The sequence below is a fragment of the Selenomonas sp. oral taxon 149 str. 67H29BP genome, assembly GCF_000146365.1.
GTDB classification, from domain to species: Bacteria; Bacillota; Negativicutes; order Selenomonadales; family Selenomonadaceae; genus Centipeda; species Centipeda felix.
Genome location: NZ_GL397087.1, coordinates 429,472 through 448,820 on the forward strand (window position 1 = coordinate 429,472; position 19,349 = coordinate 448,820).

Below are 19,349 nucleotides of genomic sequence, written 5' to 3' on the forward strand. Positions count from 1 at the left end.
AGCACCGTGCATTTTACACAGTGCTCCCCAGTGTCCTGTCAAATATTACGATAGAGCCCAATCACCTTGCCGAGAATCTGGACATCCGTCTCGTAGAACGGCTCCATGGAATCATTCTCGGGCTGCAGGCGGATGCAGGTCTTTTCACGGAAAAAACGCTTCACTGTCGCCGACTCACCGTTGACGAGCGCCACGACGATATCGCCGTTGTTCGCTGTCGGCTGCTGACGCACGAGCACGAAATCACCGTCGAAGATGCCGACGTTGATCATGCTGTCCCCCTGGATGCGGAGCATGAACACATCCTCCGCCGTCCCGAGAAGCCCGCGCGGGAAGGAGAATACATCCTCCACGTTCTGCTCGGCGAGGATCGGCTCGCCCGCCGTCACAACACCGACCAGCGGTACGGGGATCGTACGCCCCCACGGATTTTCCCCCATGATGTCGATCGCGCGCGGCTTCGTTGCATCACGGCGAATCATGCCGTTCTCCTCGAGCATCGACAGATAGCGGTGCACCGTCGAACTGGATTTCAACCCGACCGCCGTACCGATCTCACGAACCGAGGGCGGATACCCCTTCTCCACCAAGAACTCCTTGATGTAGTCCAAGATCTCCGACTGCCGCCGCGTGGATATTCTTGTCTTCTTCACCGTGATACCCCCTGACAGGTCCGCATACATACTATTATTGATATCATAGCATATATACGTTCTAAAAAAAAGGGGTAAGAGAAGATTTTCCACTAATTCGTATCAAATTTCTGCTCTGCATCGTGAAGGATACTGTCACGGCGTGCCTTCGAAGCGGAAAAATAGTCGTGGATCGCCTGTCGATCTCCTGCATCAATGGCCGTGATGACCTCCCCCATGATCGTCTGCAGCTCGCGCAGGGCATCCGTGATCGCCTCCGCGTTCGTCATGCAGATGTCCGCCCACATATCGGCATTCGAGGAGGCGATGCGCGTCGTGTCCTTGAACCCGCCGCCGATGAGCTTCAGGCAGGAGGAGAGATCATCCCCGCTGCGGTTGAGGAGGGTGACGAGGGCTGCCGCCGCGAGATGCGGCACATGGCTGATGACCGCGGCACAGCGGTCGTGCTGTGCGAGATCAAGTGTCGTAAATCGGGCACGCGTGAGGCGCAGGACATCCATCAGACGCTCCTTGACCTCCTGCGGGACGGCCGGATCGTCGATGATGACGTACGCCTTATGGGCAAAGAGATCCTTTGTCGCCGCCGCTACGCCGCTCTTTTCGCGTCCCGTCATCGGATGCCCCGGGATATAGTAGATATCCGCCGGCAGGATCTCATGCAGCTGCCGATAGAGTTCGCCCTTCGTACTGCCTGCATCCGTCAGGATCGCACCGCGTTTCAGATACGGCAGGATCTTCTGTACCATCGGAACAATCTGGAGGACGGGCGGGCTGAGGTACACGATGTCCGCATCCCCGACTACCTTCGCCAGATCCGCCCCTGCATAGTCCACTGCACCGCAGTCCATCGCTGCGCGCATGGACTGCTCCGAACGGCAGAGCCCTGTAATGCAGATCTCGTCACCGAGAGCCTCTTTGAGGCACAGCCCGAGTGAGCCGCCGATCAGTCCGACGCCGATGATGGCAAGCTTCGTCCGCGTCATGCGCGCCGCCCAACGGCAGGAGCAATCTGCCGCACCTCATCCATCAGCATCTCAAAGTTGCGCGGGATCAAGCTCTGATCGCCATCGGAAAGTGCCAGCTCGGGACGGCAGTGCACCTCGATGATGAGCCCGTCCGCGCCGACGGCGACGGAGGCACGCGCCAACGGGCGCACCATCTGCCACCGACCCGTCCCATGACTGGGGTCGGCAATAACGGGGAAATGCGTCAGCTCTTTGAGTGCTGCAATCGCGTTGAGATCCATCGTATTGCGCGTATAGGTCTCATACGTACGAATGCCGCGCTCACAGAAGATAATGTTCTCGTTGCCGCCCGCCGCAATATACTCCGCCGCGTTCAGCCACTCGCTGATCGTTGCGGAGAGCCCGCGCTTGAAGAGCACAGGCTTCTGCGTCTTGCCAAGTGCCTTGAGCATCTGGAAGTTCTGCATATTGCGCGCACCGACCTGCAGGAGATCGGCATACTCCGAGACGAGTCCGATGTCGTCCTTGTCCACAACCTCCGTAACAACGCGGAGTCCCGTCTTATCCGCGACATCGCGCAGGATCTTCAGCCCCTCCTCGCCGAGCCCCTGAAAGTCGTACGGGCTCGTACGCGGCTTGAACGCGCCGCCGCGCAGGAACTGTGCTCCCGCCGCCTTGACTTTGACCGCAGCGTCATAGACCTGATCGTAGCTCTCGACGGAGCACGGTCCCGCCATGATCGCCAGCTGCTCACCTCCGACAGGGAAGCCCGACACGTAGACAATGCTGCTCTCGGGGTGGAACTCGCGGCTGACGAGTTTGTACTTCTCCGTGATGCGCACCGTCTTTTCGACGCCCTCCATCATATTCATTTCGAGCCCTGAAATGAGCTGCTTGTCCCCGATCACCCCGATGATGACACGGTCCTCTCCCTTCGAGAGATGCGTGCGCAGTCCTGCCTGCTCAATCTTGGCGATCACATGGTCGATGTTCTCCTGCGTAGCTCCTGCGTTCATAACGACGATCATAGCGTACCTCCGTCATACCTTTATCATGGCGATTTCATCACAGTTCGGATACTTGGGGCAGTCGATGCATTCCTTCCAAACTTTCTGCGGCAGCTCCTCCCTGCTGATGCGAAGGAAGCCTAGGGTCTCAAAAAATGCCGGCTTGTAGGTGAGAGTAAAAAACTTCTCAATGCCGAGCGTATCCCCCTCATCGAGGAGGCGGCGCACGATCTCTGCGCCGATCCCCTGTCGTATATGCGTCGGTGCAATCGCCATCATGCACACCTCGGCGAGACGATCCCACATGATGCGCAGTGCCCCGACACCGACGACGGTACCGTTCTCCTCAGCGACGACAATATCGCGCAGGTTCTCATAGAGCGTATTGCGCGAGCGCGGCAGCATATCCCCCTGCGCCGCATAGTCCCGTACGAGCTGATAGATCGGCTCAACGTCGTCAAATTTCGCCTTGCGATAGATCACGCATATACCTCCTCTCTTCCCCGTATCCTATGCCGTGCTGCTCGGGCAGACTGCTGCGAGAGCACACGTATCGCAGTGCGGCTTGCGCGCCTTGCAGACCTGTCTGCCGTGCAGGATCAGCCAATGATGTGCGTCGCTCCAATCCGCGCGTGGAATCGCCTTCTGCAGCCCCTTCTCCACCTCGAGCGGCGTCGTACCGACCGCAAGGCGCAGGCGGTTCGCCACGCGGAACACGTGCGTGTCCACGGCGATGGCGGGCGTATGAAAGGCAACGCTCATCACGACATTCGCCGTCTTGCGTCCGACGCCCGGGAGCTTCTGCAGCGCCTCAAAGTCCGCCGGCACCTCGCCGCCGTAGTCATTCAGCAGGATATGACAGGTCTCTATGATGTGCTTCGCCTTCATGCGGAAAAATCCGCAGTCATGAATCTCCGCCTCAAGTGCGGCCTGTCCGAGCGCAGCAATCGCAGCAGGCGTATTTGCCTTTGGAAAGAGCCGTCCCGTCACCACATTGACGCGTGCATCCGTACACTGTGCCGAAAGGATGACGGCGATGAGGAGCTCGAACGGCGTCTGGAATGTGAGTGCGGGCTTTGCATTCGGATAGAGGGACCGCAGGATACGCAGCTGCTCCACCTTAACGGCCTTCGTGACGCGCATCAGTTCGTCAGGGCGCGCGTCGGCGCCGGGATACGCCCGCCGCGTGCAATGAACGCCGCCGAGCTGAAGGCACTGCGGACGGGGACGATGGGCGAGTAACCTAGGAGCCCACCGAAGGAGACCGTCTCCCCCACCTTTTTCCCGGGCACGGGAATGACGCGCACCGCTGTCGTCTTGTTGTTCACCATGCCGATCGCCGCCTCATCCGCAATGATGCCGGCAATCGTGCTGGCAGGCGTATCGCCCTCAATCGCGATCATATCCAGTCCGACCGAGCAGACACAGGTCATCGCCTCGAGCTTCTCGATGGAAAGACTGCCGCGCTGAACGGCGTCGATCATGCCCTCATCCTCACTGACGGGAATAAACGCCCCTGACAGGCCGCCGACATGAGAGGTCGCCATCAGTCCGCCCTTCTTGACTGCATCGTTGAGGAGTGCGAGTGCCGCCGTCGTACCGGGTGCCCCACACGCCTCGAGCCCCATCTCCTCCAAGATGCGCGCCACACTGTCTCCGACCTCCGAGGTCGGCGCCAGAGAGAGATCGATGATGCCGAACGGGACGCCAAGGCGGCGTGACGCCTCACGCGCGACGAGCTGTCCCACGCGCGTGATCTTGAACGCCGTACGCTTGATTGTCTCGGCGATCTCCGTGAAGTCCGCGCCCTTCAGATCCTCAAGGGCATGCTTGACCACACCGGGGCCGCTGACCCCGACATTGATGACGCGGTCGCCCTCGGCAACACCGTGGAAAGCGCCCGCCATGAAGGGATTATCTCCGGGTGCGTTGCAGAACACGACGATCTTGGCGCAGCCGAGCGCCTCCTGCTCGCGCGTCAGCTCCGCCGTGCGCTTGATCACATCGCCCATCTCGCGCACAGCATCCATATTGATGCCCGCCTTCGTCGAGCCGATGTTGACCGACGAGCAGACAATATCCGTCGCTGCCATCGCCTGCGGAATGGAGTCGATGAGCACGCGGTCGCCGTGCGTCATGCCCTTTTCGACGAGTGCCGAAAATCCGCCGATGAAGTTGACCCCGACCGCCTTGCCCGCGCGGTCGAGCGCCTCTGCCACAGGGACGAAGGAATCCGTCTGACACGCATCCGCTGCAATCCCGATGGGCGTGACCGAGATACGCTTATTGATGATGGGGATGCCGTACTCCGTCTCGATGTCCTCGCCCGTCTGAACGAGATACTCCGCCGAGCGCGTGATTTTCTCATAGACATTCTGACAGAACTTCTCGAGATTTGGATGGGCACAGTCCCGCAGGGAGATTCCCATCGTAATGGTACGCACATCGAGGCGGTTTTCCGTAATCATCCGATTGGTTTCACGGATGTTCTCAAATGTAATCAATCTGCCGCTCCTTGCTCAAATCTTGTGCATGACCTGGAAAATCTCCTGATGCTGAACCTTGATCTCGAGTCCCTGCTCCTCGCCCTTCTTCCGCAGAATCTCCTGCAGCTCCTTGAGCTTGATCTCTGCATCATCCGGCATCTCGGCAATCATCACCATGTTGAAAAAACCGTCCATAATATTCTGGTTCACATTCATGATGTTGACGCGTTGCTCGGCAAGAATCCCGCTCACCATCGCCACAATACCGACCTGATCCCGTCCGACTATCGTTACAACCAGCTTCATCTTTGCCACTCCTCATCCATTTGCCCACATGGGCTATGCAATATCCCCTGCATCATATCAAAAAAGACAGACAGCGTCAAATGCAAATACGGCATGAACCACACTGCAACGTGCTGTCCATGCCGCATCAAAGCCCCAGATCGCCCATCCGCATCTCCGACACATGATCGTCTGTGATGGAGAAGGAAAATCCGACCGTGGGATCCTCCTCGAAGAAATATATGTAGTCTTTTCCATAAATCATGCTCGGCTCGCCGTAGACACGCCGCAGCTCCTCGACGGGCGTGCCGATGCGTACGCCCTTGCCGGAGGCAATGGTATTGTGCGACCGTACGCGCACCATGCGCACTGTACCGTCCACCGTCTCGACGAGAAGGCCATCCTCATATCTGCAGGCAACGATATCCTTGCCCGCATAGCGCATGGATTTCTGCGATGTCGTCTCCTGCGGTGTTCCATAGCTGGCACGCACCTCTGCGTCCCCCGCACCGTACGCGATGCCGCCGAGGAGCAGTGATTTGCGTTCCAGCCGAACGGCCGAGGTCTGCTCCTCTGTACGGTGCTGGCGAAGCAGCTGTGCCTCACGCTTTGCCGCATCATCCGCCATCAACGTCTTTTTGACAGACTCACGTGCAATCGGTACATGTCCGCTATGCGTACCGTCCTGCGGTTCTTCCGCACAGCCCGGAAACATAGAATAGGCGGTAAGAACAGCTGCGGCTCCTGCGATGGCAATTCCCGCATACATTGCGTTCTTTCGCATCTTCACCGACCATCTCTCCCTCAGCGGATTGTGCCCACGCAGAACTCGGCAACGCGGCCGTGCTCGATTTCAAAGGTAAGACCGACGCTGTTATCCCCATCCACGCGGTAGATGTAGTCGTCCCCATGGATCACATCCGGCTGCCCGTATGCCGCAATCAGTGCACTCAGATCACTGCCGACCGTGATGTTATCCTGCGTATAGATGCCGTTGCGCGCACCGACCTCAATCTGCCGAACGACGCCGTCCACAAAGATGATGTCAAAATCGCTGCCGTACTCCCACTCGGTCACATGACTGCCCGCGTACATGGAGTCATACTTCGTCTCCACCTCGCGCGGCGCGCCGTAAATACTGCGCACATAGCTCTCCGACGCACCGTATGCAATCCCGCCGGCAGCGAGCGCATCCTGCGGCACCGACGCCTGCACAGCGGTCATACCGAGGAAACTGATGCCAAGAGCCAATCCTGCGATTTTGCTGTAAAAAATCATCACGTTCTCTCCTTATTTTGTTATTAATAAAAATATAGGATAAAACGCTGAAAAGCCTCTGAATATTTCCTTTCAGAGGCTTTTCATATCTTAGGGAAGCACGGATAAACTCCATACAAGTATCCTGACGCATCTTTTTCGCCCGTTTTTCTTGTGCCCTTTATACCGCTTATGCGGTCCCCCTTCCCCGTAAATAACGGGAAAACTCTGATGATCCGTGATTCCTTAGAGTCGATCTATGTCGATATACACCCGATTCTGTTGGACACAAAGGTGACTCTCGGCGAGTATATCCTTCATTTTTCGCGTTTTCCCATACCCTTTCCGTATCTCCGTGAGTGGGATGAGACGGCAGAAGAGATTCATATCGATCCCGCGTGCAAATGGGACTTCGAGCAGCCCGCTCTGTGTCTTGAGAAAACACGTCGTCATATCATACGCCTGCAACTTTTTCAACTCTTTGGACGAAAGCATCGCATGACATACGAGGTGGGCGCCCATGGGATCAATGTCAATGCGGTCAATCAGTCCGAGGTCGATCGCCAGCCGCTTGAGATGTTCCTCACGCATCTGACGCGCCGCCACCATAAAAACGCGCTTCTTATGTTCTGTCACTACCTTGATGGCGGGCAGAAAATCCCGATCATGGGAAAATATGGCGACCCCGCCGATCTCCGCTTCTTCGTAGATTGCACGTACAATGGCCGCCGTCATAAAGGTATCGGCACTATTTTTTCCGACGAAGGCGCGCACGTAGTTGTGTCCAGCAGCCCACTTGGGACAGACTTTTCCAAATACATCGATCTGAACGAGCTCATGATCTTCCTGCAGACGGCTGCATCCCTCGATAAACAGGCGTTGACTGATATTCTCTGCATCGATAAAAGCGTGTATTTTCATGAGGATGCTCCTCTGCTGTATGTGTCGCAAAACTCCACTCCTGTGTTGCCATACCTCTTTTATTCTACTTGCGAACGCCTGATTCCTTCTTTTTAAAAATGAACTGTTCCGCACGCAGCAGAACAGTTCTATGATATTTTTACTTACACGCTTGGAACCGGCACATCCTCGTCCGACAGAGTTCCCTCAAGGTCGTGATTTGTGATCGCGCAGACAGCCGAATCCGACCAGACATTTTCCGCCGTCTCAATCATATCGATGATCGAGTAGATCGGCAGGATGACCCCCATGAGCCCGACCGGTGCGCCAATCGACGCCATGAGAGAGAGCGTCAGAAAATAGCAGCCCATCGGAACGCCCGCATTGCCGACGGCGGCGAGCACGGCGATAAAGAGCCAGCTGATCATCGTGCCGAGCGAGAGTTCCATCCCTGCATTCTGCATGACGTAGAGCGAGGTCACGAGAATGAACGCAGCACAGCCGTTCATGTTGATTGTCGTGCAGATTGGCAGGACGAAACGTGTCACCGAAGGATGCGCCTTAAGACGCTGCTCGGCAGAAGCGGGTGTCACGGGGAGCGTACCTGCCGAGCTCTTTGTAAAGAGAGCGACCGCGACCGCCGGCATCATCTGGCGGAACACGCGCACGGGATTCAGGCCGCGTACAGCGAGGAAGAACGGAATGACAACGAAGAACTGAATCAGATTGCCGCCGATAACAACCGCGGTATAGACACCGAGCGAGCCAATGATGACACCCGCCTCAATCTGTGCCGCGAGCTGTGCGGCAAAGGCGAGAATTCCCACAGGCAGGACAGTGATCAGCGCGCGAATGAGCGTGAAGAGCAGCTCCTGCAGACCGTGAATCCCCTTGAGGAGCATCTCACGGTTCTCCGTCTTGGGGGCAAAGGCAAGTCCGAGCCCCGCCGCAGCCGCAACGAGCATGACCGAGAGGACGTTGCCCGAGACAAACGGAGCGAGCACATTGTTCGGCACGATGGAGAGAAAGTGATCGTAGTAGGACAGCCCCTCCAGCTTGCCCGGCACATCCGATGCGCCCGCGCCGACGACATCGGCGGGCAGGTTCGCAGGTGCGAGCCAGAGGAAAAGTGCTAGTCCGACCGCCGCCGCACAGATCGTCGTCAGCAGTGTGTAGGTGACGGCGTGGGCAAAGATGCGCCCCGTGTCGCGCTTCGTCCCAAGCGCGGCAAGCGTCGTGATGACGGCAAGAGCAATCGTCGGCACGGCGACGAACTGGAAAAGGCGCGTAAAGACGGTTGCGATAAAGCTGAACAGGTCGTTCAGTGCGGGCACGTTCGCCCAGCCAAGAATACCACCGACGATGAGTGCCGCGATCCACAGCGCGAGCTGACGCTTCTGCCCACTGAGCTTCGCGGCAGAGAGCGCGGCCTGCGCCTGCTGCTCCACCTCATCATGCGGCGTATGTTTATGTTGATCTGCCATAGAGAATCCCTCCATATCCCAAGATGTAAGAAATCGCTGATACGATGATGCTGAGCAGATCATCGATCTTCAAAAACATTGTTTGCATATTATATTTCTATGTTAATGATATGTCAAGTAAAAACTGCCGTGACAGCACGGCAGTTTTTCTCCGCAGGAGCAGCAAAGTGTACGAGAAAATCCGGTACGTCCTTATGCCTTACCTGCAAGTTTCTTGTAGTTGTTGTAGCGCGTCTCCGCGTCCTTCTGCGTCTTCTCAAAGAGTGCATCCGCCGCCTCGGGGAAGCTGCGCTGGAGATTGATGTAGCGGTTCTCACCCAGCAGGAACTCACGGAACTTCGAGAAGTCCGGCTCTTTCGAATCGAGGCTGAACGGATTCTTGCCTGTCTCGATAAGCTGCGGGTTGTAGCGATAGTTCGCCCAGTAGCCGCACTCCACGGCGAGCTTGCCCTCAAGCTGAGCACAGCCCATGCCCTTGCGGATGCCGTGATTGATGCACGGCGAGTACGCAATGATGAGCGAGGGGCCCGGATATGCCTCCGCCTCGCTGATCGCCTTGAGCACCTGATTCTGATCGGCGCCCATGTCGATCTGGGCAACGTAGACGTAGCCATAGGACATCGCCATCATGCCGAGATCCTTCTTCTTCGTCTTCTTGCCCGTTGCAGCAAACTCTGCAATCGCCGCCGCCGGCGTGGACTTCGACGCCTGACCGCCCGTATTGGAGTAAACCTCCGTGTCAAAGACCATGATGTTGATGTCTTCGCCCGAGGCGAGCACGTGATCCACACCGCCGTAGCCGATGTCGTATGCCCAGCCGTCACCGCCGAAGACCCACTGCGAACGCTTGACAAAGTAGTCGTTGTCACTGTAGATGCGGCAGAGGAGCTCGTCCGTCCCCTTCTCCTTCTCGAGCATCTCGCGCAGGAGGTCGGCGCGGTCGCGCGTTCCCTCACCGCTGTTGCGCTTTTCGAGCCAGAGCTGCATCGCCGCCTGGAGCTCCGCCGAGCCCTTCTTGGCCTCCAGTGCCTCCGTCACAGCGGCAGCGAGCGACTCACGTACCGACTTTGTGCCGAGCAGCATACCGAGACCATACTCTGCGTTGTCCTCGAACAGGGAGTTCGCCCATGCAGGACCGCAGCCCTTCTGGTTTTTCGTGTACGGAATGGCAGGTGCACTGGCGCCCCAAATGGAGGAGCAGCCCGTTGCATTGGCGATCATCATGCGGTCTCCAAAGAGCTGCGTGATGAGCTTGGCATACGGTGTCTCACCGCAGCCTGCGCACGCCCCAGAGAATTCAAAGAGCGGCTGCTCGAACTGCGAGCCGATCAGCGTTGTCTTCTTCATCGGGACATTCTTGACCGCGACCTTCGTCGTATCGACACCGTAGTCAAAGTACTTCTGCGCATCGCGGAGCTTGTCATCGAGCAGGGTCATATCAAGTGCCTTGCCCGGGCAGACCTGTGCACAGTTGCCGCAGCCAAGGCAGTCAAGTGTCGAAACGGCGATGGTGAGGTTCATTCCCTTTGCGGGACGCGACTTCACAGACTGCATCCCCTCAGGTGCTGCCGCAAGCTCTTCGTCCGTGGTCAGGATCGGACGAATCGTCGCATGCGGACAAACAAAGGAGCACTGGTTGCACTGAATACACTTCTCAGGGCGCCATACGGGGACAGAGATCGCCGTGCCGCGCTTCTCATAGGCTGTACCGCCCACGGGGAACGTACCGTCCTCCATGCTGAGGATCTCGGAGATCTTGAGCTTGTCGCCCTCCTGACGATTCATGACATTCTGGACGTTCGTGATGAATGCAGGCGTCTTCTCGTTGACCGGCACCTCTTCGTCCACAGCATCCTTCCACGCATCAGGAACATTGACGCGGTGCAGCGCCTCGATGCCCTTGTCGATCGCACCATTGTTCATGTTGACGACCTTCTCGCCCTTGCTGCCGTAGGAGGTGACAACCGCATCCTTGAGATACTTGACTGCATCGTCGAGCGGAATGATGTTGGCGAGCTTGAAGAACGCGGACTGCATGACCATGTTGAAGCGTCCGCCAAGTCCGAGCTCACGCGCGATATGAACGGCGTCCACCGTATAGAACTGGATGTCGTTGCGTGCGATAAAGCGGCGCATTGATGCGGGCAGATGCGTATCCAGCTGCTCATCCGACCAGAACGTATTGAGCAGGAACGTGCCGCCCTTTCTGAGTCCTGCGAGCAGGTCATACTGACGCACATAGGACTGCTGCGAACAGGAGATAAAGTCCGCACGGTTGATGAGATACGGGCTGATGATCGGCGACTTGCCAAAGCGCAGGTGACTCATCGTGATGCCGCCCGACTTCTTCGAGTCGTAGGCAAAGTATGCCTGCGCATACATATCCGTCTTGTCGCCGATGATCTTGATCGCGCTCTTGTTCGCGCCGACCGTGCCGTCCGAGCCGAGTCCCCAGAACTTGCACGCCGTCGTCCCCTCCTTCGTGAGGTTGACATCTCTGTGTGCGGGCTTCAGGCTGCGGTTCGTCACATCATCGACGATGCCGAGCGTAAAGCCGTGCATCGGCTCGTTCTTCTTCAGCTCCTCGTAGACGCCAAAAATCTGATCCGGCGTCGTATCCTTGCCGCCGAGACCATAGCGGCCGCCGACGATGACGGGATCCATGCCTGAGCCATAGTACGCCGCCTTGACATCGAGGTAGAGCGGTTCGCCGAGGGCACCCGGCTCCTTCGTGCGGTCGAGGACAGCAACCTTCTTCACCGTCTTCGGGAGATACTTGAAGAAATGCTCGACGGAGAACGGACGATAGAGATGAACGGACAGCAGTCCGACCTTCTCGCCCTGTGCATTGAGATACTCTGCGACCTCCTCCGCCGTCTGGCAGACCGAGCCCATCGCAATGATGATGCGGTCCGCATCAGGTGCGCCGTAGTAGTCAAAGAGATGGTGCTCACGACCTGTGATCTTTGCCATCTGTGCCATTGCTTCCTCAACGAGGGAAGGAATGGCATCATAGTAACGGTTGACCGCCTCACGCCCCTGGAAGTAGATATCAGGGTTCTGTGCCGTGCCGCGCACCACCGGATGATCCGGGTTGAGCGCACGGCGGCGGAACGCCTCAACGGCATCCCAGTCGAGGATCTTCGCGAGGTCAGCATAGTCCACGACCTCGATCTTCTGGATCTCATGCGAGGTGCGGAATCCGTCAAAGAAGTTGATGAACGGCACACGTCCCTTGATGGCGACGAGATGCGCTACTGCAGAGAGATCCATGACCTCCTGCACGCTCGACTCGGCGAGCATGGCGACACCTGTCTGACGCGCTGCCATGACATCCTGATGGTCGCCGAAAATGTTCAGCGAGGAGGCGGCAATGGCGCGTGCACTGACGTGGAACACGCCCGGCAGCAGCTCACCTGCAATTTTATACATATTGGGGATCATCAGCAGAAGCCCCTGCGATGCTGTGTAGGTTGTCGTCAGCGCACCCGCCTGCAGAGACCCGTGGACAGCACCTGCAGCACCGGCCTCCGACTGCATCTCAATCAGACGCAGCTTCTGTCCAAAGATATTTTTCATTCCTTTGGCAGCAAGGCTGTCGACATACTCCGCCATCGGCGACGAGGGCGTGATCGGATAGATCGCTGCCACGTCCGTAAAGGCATAGGAAATATAGCCCGCGGCGGTATTTCCGTCCATCGTCTTCATCTTTTTTGCCATAGTACTGCTCTCCTCTCTTTAGAGAAGCGCCGATAAATTCGGCACGACCATCTTGACGCATCTTTTTCGCCCGCTTATCGTTAGCAAATCCTCCACATAGCCCTTGCTATGCGTCCGGTTTGCTGCTCAATCGGACAAAAAATCTACGCCAATCTGAGAGACTGTTTTATCAGCGATTCCCTAGAAATGCTTCTGCACTTCATCGAATATTAAAATATATACACATGAGCAAAGAATTTCTTCCCCTCCGTCGAACGAGAAACAATATCTATGGAGAAGTATCAATTCTATACTTTCTGTTTATTATACAACGGAACACCCGCCTTGTAAACAAGACAGGTGCTTTGTATCTCCGATATTACGGTGTTCTATCATTGTTTTTTATGATGCAAGCATCCGAACACCCTATTTCGTTTCTGTTTCCTTCTGATTAAAGCGCGGTTCGCGTCTTTCCAAGAATGCTGTCACAGCCTCACGATGATCCGCAGAGGCACCCGCCTTCCCGAGATTTTCCGCCTCGATGCGGCTGTATGCCATATAGTCGCGGTAAAAAACCTCATAGTAAAGCTGTTTCTGCATGGCGATGGCACCAAGAGGACGGCGCAGGAGCTGTATGGCAAAGGCACGCGTTTCCTCTTCCAGTTTTCCTGCGGCAGCGACCCGCGTGGCCAGTCCGAGACGCAGTGCCTCCTCACCATAGACGGGGGTACTCAACGCCATGAGCTCAATCGTCTTCGCGAGTCCAACAATCTGATGTAGATGATAAATGCAGCCCGTGTCCCCGGGCAGGGCGACGTTCGAGAACGCTGTGAGCAGGCAGCTCCCTTCCGTCATGATGCGGAAATCTGCGCCGAGCGCGAGGCCGCAGCCGGCGCCCGCAGCCGTGCCGTTCACCATCGCAATCACAGGTTTTCGGCACTTTCGCAGAGCAAGCGACGCCTGCCCTGTCAGCATGGAGAGTTCATAGCTGATGAATGAAAAGGTCGCCATCTCCTTGATGTCGCCGCCTGCAGAGAAATTCCTGCCCGCGCCCGTAAGGATGATCACCTTCACCGCTTCGTCCGTATCACAATGCTCCACAGCCGCAATCAAATCGCGGAACATCTGCGCGTCCAGTGCATTATTTGATGCGGGACGATCCATAACGATCTGCGCGATCCCATCCTGAATGGATTGCTTGATATGCTGATCCATGGGAAACCTCCTATCGGAATACACAAAGGACGATGTCCCGCTCGGGCAGCGCACGGGACATTCTCAGCAGCTTGTCCTGCCAAGGAGCGGATGTGTGGTCGGGCGCAGGTCACGCACGCGGATGAGGTGCAGTGCCTCCGCGAGATCAATGTCTCGACGTTCGGAGCCGTTCTCGTACACGTAGACAGGATACTCCACGCCGACCTCGCTGCCCGGCATATAGACATACTCCGCCGTATGCGCATCACCAAAGATGATGCCGCGATCCAGCTGTGCTTCGCGTATCAAAACATATCCCTCCGCCAGAGCAGGTAGACCGCCAGCGTCGATACGCAGACAGCAAAGATGAGTACGCGCAAAAAGCCCGTCGGATCATCCTGATACGGCACCGGCACATTCATCCCTAGGAAACTTGAGATCACCGTCGGGATGGCGAGAATAATCGTAATCGCGGTCAGAAACTTCATCACGAGGTTCAGATTGTTCGAGACGATGGACGAAAACGTATCGGCAAGGCGCGCCAAGATCGTGCTGTATAGATCCGCCATCTCACGCGCCTGCTTGTTCTCGATGATGACATCCTCCAGAAGATCCTCGTCCTCCTCATACATGCGAAAGATATGATGGAGGGAGGTATTCGTCCGCAGGCGCATCAAGCGGTCGAGCACCGCTCCGTTCGAGCGCAGTGCCGCATTGAAATACGTCAGGCCCTTCTGCAGCTGCAGCAGGCGCAGGATTTCGCTGTTCTTCATATCGTGCCGCAGCCGATCCTCGATCTCCTCGGTCAGCTTGCTGATCTGCCGCAGATAGCGCAGGTAGAACACATCGGATTTATAGAGAATCTGAAAGAGGAACCGCGTCCGCTTGTACGTGCGGAACATCTTCGCTGTCCGCTCGTTGAACTCCGCGATGACGGGCGTCTCTTCGAGACAGACGGTGATGACATGCTCATCCGTAAGGATGATCGCGAGCGGCAGTGTATCGTAGCTGTCCTCGCCGCGATAGACGGGGACATTGGTCAGGATCATGACGGAGTCATCCTCAACATCCGTATGCGAACGCTCCTCATCGTCGAGAGCGGAACGCAGGAAATCGGGATCAACCTCCGTGAGGGTACTGACGACCTTCAGCTCGTACGGCGTCGGATTGACGATATTGATCCATGCCCCTTTGGACAGCGTCTTGAGTGACAGCTCCTGCAGCGGGCCGGATTCCATGGATTTATAAATCTGCAGCAAGGGAGAACGCTCCTTTCCGATCATCCTCCCCCACTGTCACAGCATCATAGCTGCGCAGCGAAGGGAGGACAAAATACACGTATGCGGCGGAGGCTGCAAAGGTGTATCGTCCATGCTCTTCACTTCCTTTCATCGTGCTCAGAAATTACGCTCAAACATTAAAACGGAAATTCACCACATCACCGTCGCGCATGACATAGTCCTTGCCCTCAAGGCGCACCAGACCCTTGTCACGCGCTGCCGCGACACTGCCGAGCGAGACGAGATCGTCATAGTTCACGATCTCCGCACGGATGAACCCGCGCTCAAAGTCCGTGTGAATCTTTCCTGCCGCCTTCGGCGCGGTCGTTCCGCGCGTAATCGTCCACGCACGGCACTCATCCTCTCCCGCCGTAAGGAATGTCTGCAGGCCGAGCAGGGCAAACGCACCGTGGATCAGGCGATCCAGCCCGCTCTCCGCAAGACCAAGATCTTCGAGGAACGCCGCTGCTTCCTCGTCATCGAGCTCGGCGATCTCCTCCTCGAGGCGTGCCGATACCGTCACCACCTGCGCGCCCGTACGTGCAGCATACTCCTTCACCTTTTGCACATGGGGATTCTCCGCATCCGCTGTCGCCGCCTCATCCTCGCCGACGTTCGCGATATAGAGGATGGGCTTGCGCGTGAGGAGATTCAGATCGCGCAGGATCCCCTGCTCCTCCTCGGAGAGCTCCACCTCGCGCGCAGGCCGCCCCGCATCGAGTGCCTCCTTCAGGCGCTCCAGTGCCGCGTGCTCCGCCTTTGCCTCCTTGCTCCCCGATTTCAGGAGTTTCGTCACCTTGACCAGGCGTTTTTCCACCGCCTCCAGATCGGCAAGGCACAGCTCCGTCTCGATGATGTCAATATCGCGCAGCGGGTCAATGCCGCCCTCTACATGCGTGATGTCCGAGCTCTCAAAGCAGCGCACCACATGGGCGACAGCATCCACTTGGCGGATGTGCTCGAGGAACTTATTGCCCAGCCCCTCGCCCTTCGAGGCGCCCTTCACAAGCCCTGCAATATCGACGAAGCGCACACTGGCGGGCGTCGTCTTTTTGGAATGATAGAGATCCGTCAGCACCTTGAGGCGCGCATCCGGTACGGCCACGACGCCCACGTTCGGCTCAATCGTGCAGAACGGATAGTTCGCCGCCTCTGCGCCCGCCTTCGTGATCGCGTTAAACAGCGTGCTTTTCCCCACATTCGGCAGACCGACGATTCCGACTTCAAGGTTGCTCACAGATATTCCTCCAAAACACGTTATGACAGATATACACGTTATGTTATAGCACACAACCCATGCACAGGTCAATTCCAACACAGTTTTCCGACGCTTTTCTTCACAGCATGGACGTATATGTTGCAAATGGTACTTTCAATTTTTATATCTTGTGCTATAATGTGAAAAAGTCAAGGATATTTCCCTTGCTTTCACTGTATTTTCCCATAGGAGGTCATTATGGCGATTACCAAAGATATGAGCATCATCGAGATTGTGCAGAAGTACCCCGACACGGTCGAGGTTCTGATGAACGCAGGCATGGGCTGCCTCGGCTGCGCGGCAGCACATTTCGAAAACATCGAGCAGGGCGCACTGGCACACGGCATCGACATCGACGCGCTTATCGACAAACTCAACGAGACGGTCGGCGAGACAGCCGCGGCACAGTAAGCAAAATACATACGAAAAAGCCACCTCACGACAGCGAGGCGGCTTTTTTGATGCAGTTGTTAGAGCATTTCCCGCACATCCCACCAAATCACGGCCGAGCGCGTCGCAACAGTGCATTTTCCGTTCTTTGCCTCCGTACAGACGGCACGGTGCAGCTCCTCACGCACGGCATCCGTGACATCGCCCTCATACTGCTCATAGGCGAGCAGCCGATACCGCAGCTCATCCTCAATACTGCGCTCACAGCGATAGTCAATTGTGCGCACGTTGGCAAACCGTCCCTGCGCAGCAAGCATATTGTAGAGAATCTGGAACTCCTCCACGTCACAGCTGCTCGCCGAGCGCGGGTTTTTCTTGTCGGGGATCTCGGCAACGATGGCGCAGTATGCCTTCGTATATGCCTCCATCTGAAGGATGAGAGGCCATACATCCGCATACATCCAGAAGACGAGCGACACCGTCACGAGATCAAACGCGCGGTCAAGTGCCCCGCCGACGGGAAGATCCTGCACCAGCTCCTCTATCACCGCATAGTTGGACACTCCTGCCGCAGCGGCATTTTCCCGCAGGAGGCGGACCATCTCGTGCGACGGTTCCACTGCCGCAGCAAATTTGATCTTCTCGGCAAAGGGAATAATAAAGGAGCCGGGTCCTGCGCCGATATCGAGCATCGTCGTGTCCGCGCTCAGAATGTGCCGCAGTGCCGCATAGGTTTTCCGCCCGTAGTCATAATCGTTGCTGCGGCGCATGGCGGAGAAATCCCGTGCGCGCTTGTCCCAGTAATCCACCTGCGGATTCGCCCGTATGTGCTCCGTACGTTCGTGAAATTTCTCCTTCCACCAGGCATTCCAAAAGGAAAAGTCCGGCTTATCTCCCATCCAAATACTCCTCTCACGCGGCGAAATGCTCCTGTTCAATGATGCCGAATGACGGTAAATCGTGCGAGGGAAATCGGCTCTTTCGGCATGATGTGTGCCTTCTCCCGTGCAATGGCGATCTGCTGCTCCGCCGTGTCGATCCCCGCGAGATCGGGCAGCAGGAGTCCGCGCCGACGGTCCGCCACGCTTTTTACGATAACGCCGTAGACATGTGGATCCAGTTCCTCTGCCGACGTGATCGGCTCAGGCGTACTGAGCACATCCACGCTGTAGACGAGACGATCCAGTTCCTCCACGGCAATCGGCTCAAATCGGCTGTCGTGTGCCGCTGCCGAGACTGCATTGTAGAGAATCTCCTCGGCGAGACTCTGCTGTGCGGGCAGAAACGTCCCGATGCAGCCGCGCAGTTTGCCATATTTCTTGATGGAGACAAAAACCCCCGCACGTCCCTCCGTCAGCTCCTCCGGCATATCCGGCGGCAGAGCGGCATAGCTATGCGTCCGCACAAAGTGCTCCACGCTCGCCCGCGCGAGACGTACATACATATCCTCCGATGCACGCAGCTTCTCCATCGCCGCATCCTCCGCACGAACAAGCTGTGCCGTATAGTCGCGGCTCTCATCCGTTCCCGTGACCGTAAAGGAAGCCACTGCATAGCCGACACCGAAGGGGCCTTCATAGCTGCAGAGACGGCTCTCTATCGCACTGCCGTCGAGCACTCCGGCGAGCACCCAGAGGCCATTCAGCCCACAGTGCCCTGCCGTCTCGGCAAAGCTCCCCGGAATCTGCAGCAGGGAGAAAAAATCTCCTGCCCCCATAAACGCCGTACAAAGGCGGTCAAACTCCGGTCCCTCCGCGGCGAAACCATTCGGTGCCGCAGGACTGAGCCGATGCGAGAGATCGCCGCTCGCGATACACACCGTGCGCCGCCCCAGTCGCTCTGCCACGGCAGCAATGCACTGACCGAGCCGCGCGTGCAGATACGCCGACAGCCCCGAAACACCGATGCGCACCACCTTGACCGGCGCATCTCCGAGATAATCGCTCAAAAAGGCCAACGGAATCATCGTGCCGTGATCGAGTGCCGGCACCCGCTCACCGAGGGTTCCCGCCGGAATATCGTGATCCATCGCCGTCGCGGCAAGCGCCCGTACGAAATCCTCGTCATAGTCGACACCGACAGAGATCGCGGGATGTCCAAATGCCGCAAAATTTCCTTCCGCACGCTCTCCCGGTGAGATATGAAAGTAATCCTCATAGACGACAGCATGCGGACTGATGACAACAACGGTATCGGGACGGAGCTCTGCCGCCGCACGCATGACCTCACGATAGGCGGCGACGGTGTGCGCAATCTCCTGCTCGCGTCCCGCGCCGATCGCGGGAAGAATGAGCGGCGGATGCGGTACAGCATAAGCAGCAAGAACAGACATAATATTCACACTCCTATAGAACGAATGATGGACTTCATCTTATCAACCTAAAAAAATACCGACTGCACTGCAGTCGGAAGGAACTGTGCACCATGGGTGCGGCTTCGTCCTGCCAAGGAAAAGAAGACGACATGACCCTGCAGCGAACCCACGAGGACA

Annotated in this window: 19 protein-coding genes; 1 reads left to right on the forward strand and 18 read right to left on the reverse strand. The window is 57.1% G+C overall.

Going from position 1 to position 19,349, the window contains the following annotated elements; genetic code table 11:
- Nucleotides 1-38: 38 nt before the first annotated feature.
- The 16 genes from lexA to ychF form a co-directional block, all read right to left on the reverse strand.
- On the reverse strand, nucleotides 39-653 hold the full coding sequence (gene lexA, locus HMPREF9166_RS02145) for a transcriptional repressor LexA (RefSeq protein WP_039980857.1): 615 nt from the start codon (nucleotides 651-653) through the stop codon (nucleotides 39-41).
- A 92-nt stretch (nucleotides 654-745) separates the two neighbouring features.
- Nucleotides 746-1,636 (reverse strand): prephenate dehydrogenase/arogenate dehydrogenase family protein, encoded by an 891-nt coding sequence (locus HMPREF9166_RS02150; protein WP_009442396.1) that lies wholly within the window; start codon nucleotides 1,634-1,636, stop codon nucleotides 746-748.
- Complete coding sequence (aroF, locus tag HMPREF9166_RS02155) at nucleotides 1,633-2,646, reverse strand: 3-deoxy-7-phosphoheptulonate synthase (RefSeq protein WP_009442397.1); 1,014 nt, start codon at nucleotides 2,644-2,646, stop codon at nucleotides 1,633-1,635. The genes HMPREF9166_RS02150 and aroF overlap by 4 nt, the downstream gene beginning before the upstream one ends.
- A 12-nt stretch (nucleotides 2,647-2,658) precedes the next feature.
- The gene (locus HMPREF9166_RS02160) at nucleotides 2,659-3,108 is read right to left on the reverse strand and encodes an N-acetyltransferase (protein ID WP_009442398.1); all 450 of its coding nucleotides are present in this window, start codon (nucleotides 3,106-3,108) and stop codon (nucleotides 2,659-2,661) included.
- A gap of 27 nt (nucleotides 3,109-3,135) precedes the next feature.
- On the reverse strand, nucleotides 3,136-3,768 hold the full coding sequence (gene nth / locus HMPREF9166_RS02165) for an endonuclease III (protein ID WP_009442399.1): 633 nt from the start codon (nucleotides 3,766-3,768) through the stop codon (nucleotides 3,136-3,138).
- Entirely contained in the window at nucleotides 3,768-5,093 is a 1,326-nt protein-coding gene (locus tag HMPREF9166_RS02170; RefSeq protein WP_371137025.1) for a PFL family protein, read from the reverse strand. Before HMPREF9166_RS02170 ends, nth begins: the two co-directional genes overlap by 1 nt.
- 51 nt (nucleotides 5,094-5,144) lie before the next feature.
- The gene (locus HMPREF9166_RS02175) at nucleotides 5,145-5,417 is read right to left on the reverse strand and encodes an ACT domain-containing protein (RefSeq protein ID WP_009442401.1); all 273 of its coding nucleotides are present in this window, start codon (nucleotides 5,415-5,417) and stop codon (nucleotides 5,145-5,147) included.
- Between the two features lie 127 nt (nucleotides 5,418-5,544).
- Nucleotides 5,545-6,180, reverse strand: a complete 636-nt coding sequence (locus HMPREF9166_RS02180; protein ID WP_009442403.1) for a hypothetical protein — start codon at nucleotides 6,178-6,180, stop codon at nucleotides 5,545-5,547.
- A gap of 20 nt (nucleotides 6,181-6,200) precedes the next feature.
- Nucleotides 6,201-6,674 carry a hypothetical protein gene (locus HMPREF9166_RS02185; RefSeq protein WP_009442404.1) on the reverse strand — a complete coding sequence of 158 codons (474 nt, stop codon included), beginning with the start codon at nucleotides 6,672-6,674 and terminating at the stop codon, nucleotides 6,201-6,203.
- A gap of 225 nt (nucleotides 6,675-6,899) precedes the next feature.
- Entirely contained in the window at nucleotides 6,900-7,688 is a 789-nt protein-coding gene (locus HMPREF9166_RS02190; RefSeq protein WP_337956953.1) for an NYN domain-containing protein, read from the reverse strand.
- A 29-nt stretch (nucleotides 7,689-7,717) separates the two neighbouring features.
- On the reverse strand, nucleotides 7,718-9,037 hold the full coding sequence (locus HMPREF9166_RS02195) for a dicarboxylate/amino acid:cation symporter (protein ID WP_039980858.1): 1,320 nt from the start codon (nucleotides 9,035-9,037) through the stop codon (nucleotides 7,718-7,720).
- Nucleotides 9,038-9,229: 192 nt separating this feature from the next.
- A complete protein-coding gene (gene nifJ, locus HMPREF9166_RS02200; protein WP_009442407.1) occupies nucleotides 9,230-12,757 on the reverse strand; it encodes a pyruvate:ferredoxin (flavodoxin) oxidoreductase in 3,528 nt (1,175 codons plus the stop codon).
- A 405-nt stretch (nucleotides 12,758-13,162) separates the two neighbouring features.
- The gene (locus HMPREF9166_RS02205) at nucleotides 13,163-13,951 is read right to left on the reverse strand and encodes an enoyl-CoA hydratase/isomerase family protein (RefSeq protein ID WP_009442408.1); all 789 of its coding nucleotides are present in this window, start codon (nucleotides 13,949-13,951) and stop codon (nucleotides 13,163-13,165) included.
- Nucleotides 13,952-14,014: 63 nt separating this feature from the next.
- A complete protein-coding gene (locus tag HMPREF9166_RS02210) occupies nucleotides 14,015-14,239 on the reverse strand; it encodes a hypothetical protein (protein ID WP_009442409.1) in 225 nt (74 codons plus the stop codon).
- Nucleotides 14,236-15,189 carry a magnesium transporter CorA family protein gene (locus HMPREF9166_RS02215; RefSeq protein WP_039981535.1) on the reverse strand — a complete coding sequence of 318 codons (954 nt, stop codon included), beginning with the start codon at nucleotides 15,187-15,189 and terminating at the stop codon, nucleotides 14,236-14,238. Before HMPREF9166_RS02215 ends, HMPREF9166_RS02210 begins: the two co-directional genes overlap by 4 nt.
- Before the next feature lie 151 nt (nucleotides 15,190-15,340).
- Nucleotides 15,341-16,447: a redox-regulated ATPase YchF gene (ychF, locus tag HMPREF9166_RS02220; protein ID WP_006691359.1), complete on the reverse strand. Its 1,107-nt coding sequence runs from the start codon at nucleotides 16,445-16,447 to the stop codon at nucleotides 15,341-15,343.
- Between the two features lie 219 nt (nucleotides 16,448-16,666).
- On the opposite strand from ychF, the gene HMPREF9166_RS02225 reads away from it, so the two are divergent.
- A complete protein-coding gene (locus HMPREF9166_RS02225; protein WP_009442412.1) occupies nucleotides 16,667-16,879 on the forward strand; it encodes a DUF1858 domain-containing protein in 213 nt (70 codons plus the stop codon).
- A gap of 59 nt (nucleotides 16,880-16,938) precedes the next feature.
- Here HMPREF9166_RS02225 and HMPREF9166_RS02230 read toward each other — a convergent pair whose 3' ends face one another.
- Complete coding sequence (locus HMPREF9166_RS02230; RefSeq protein WP_009442413.1) at nucleotides 16,939-17,757, reverse strand: class I SAM-dependent methyltransferase; 819 nt, start codon at nucleotides 17,755-17,757, stop codon at nucleotides 16,939-16,941.
- A 35-nt stretch (nucleotides 17,758-17,792) separates the two neighbouring features.
- Nucleotides 17,793-19,190: an AmmeMemoRadiSam system protein A gene (gene amrA, locus HMPREF9166_RS02235; RefSeq protein ID WP_009442414.1), complete on the reverse strand. Its 1,398-nt coding sequence runs from the start codon at nucleotides 19,188-19,190 to the stop codon at nucleotides 17,793-17,795.
- Nucleotides 19,191-19,349: the final 159 nt, after the last annotated feature.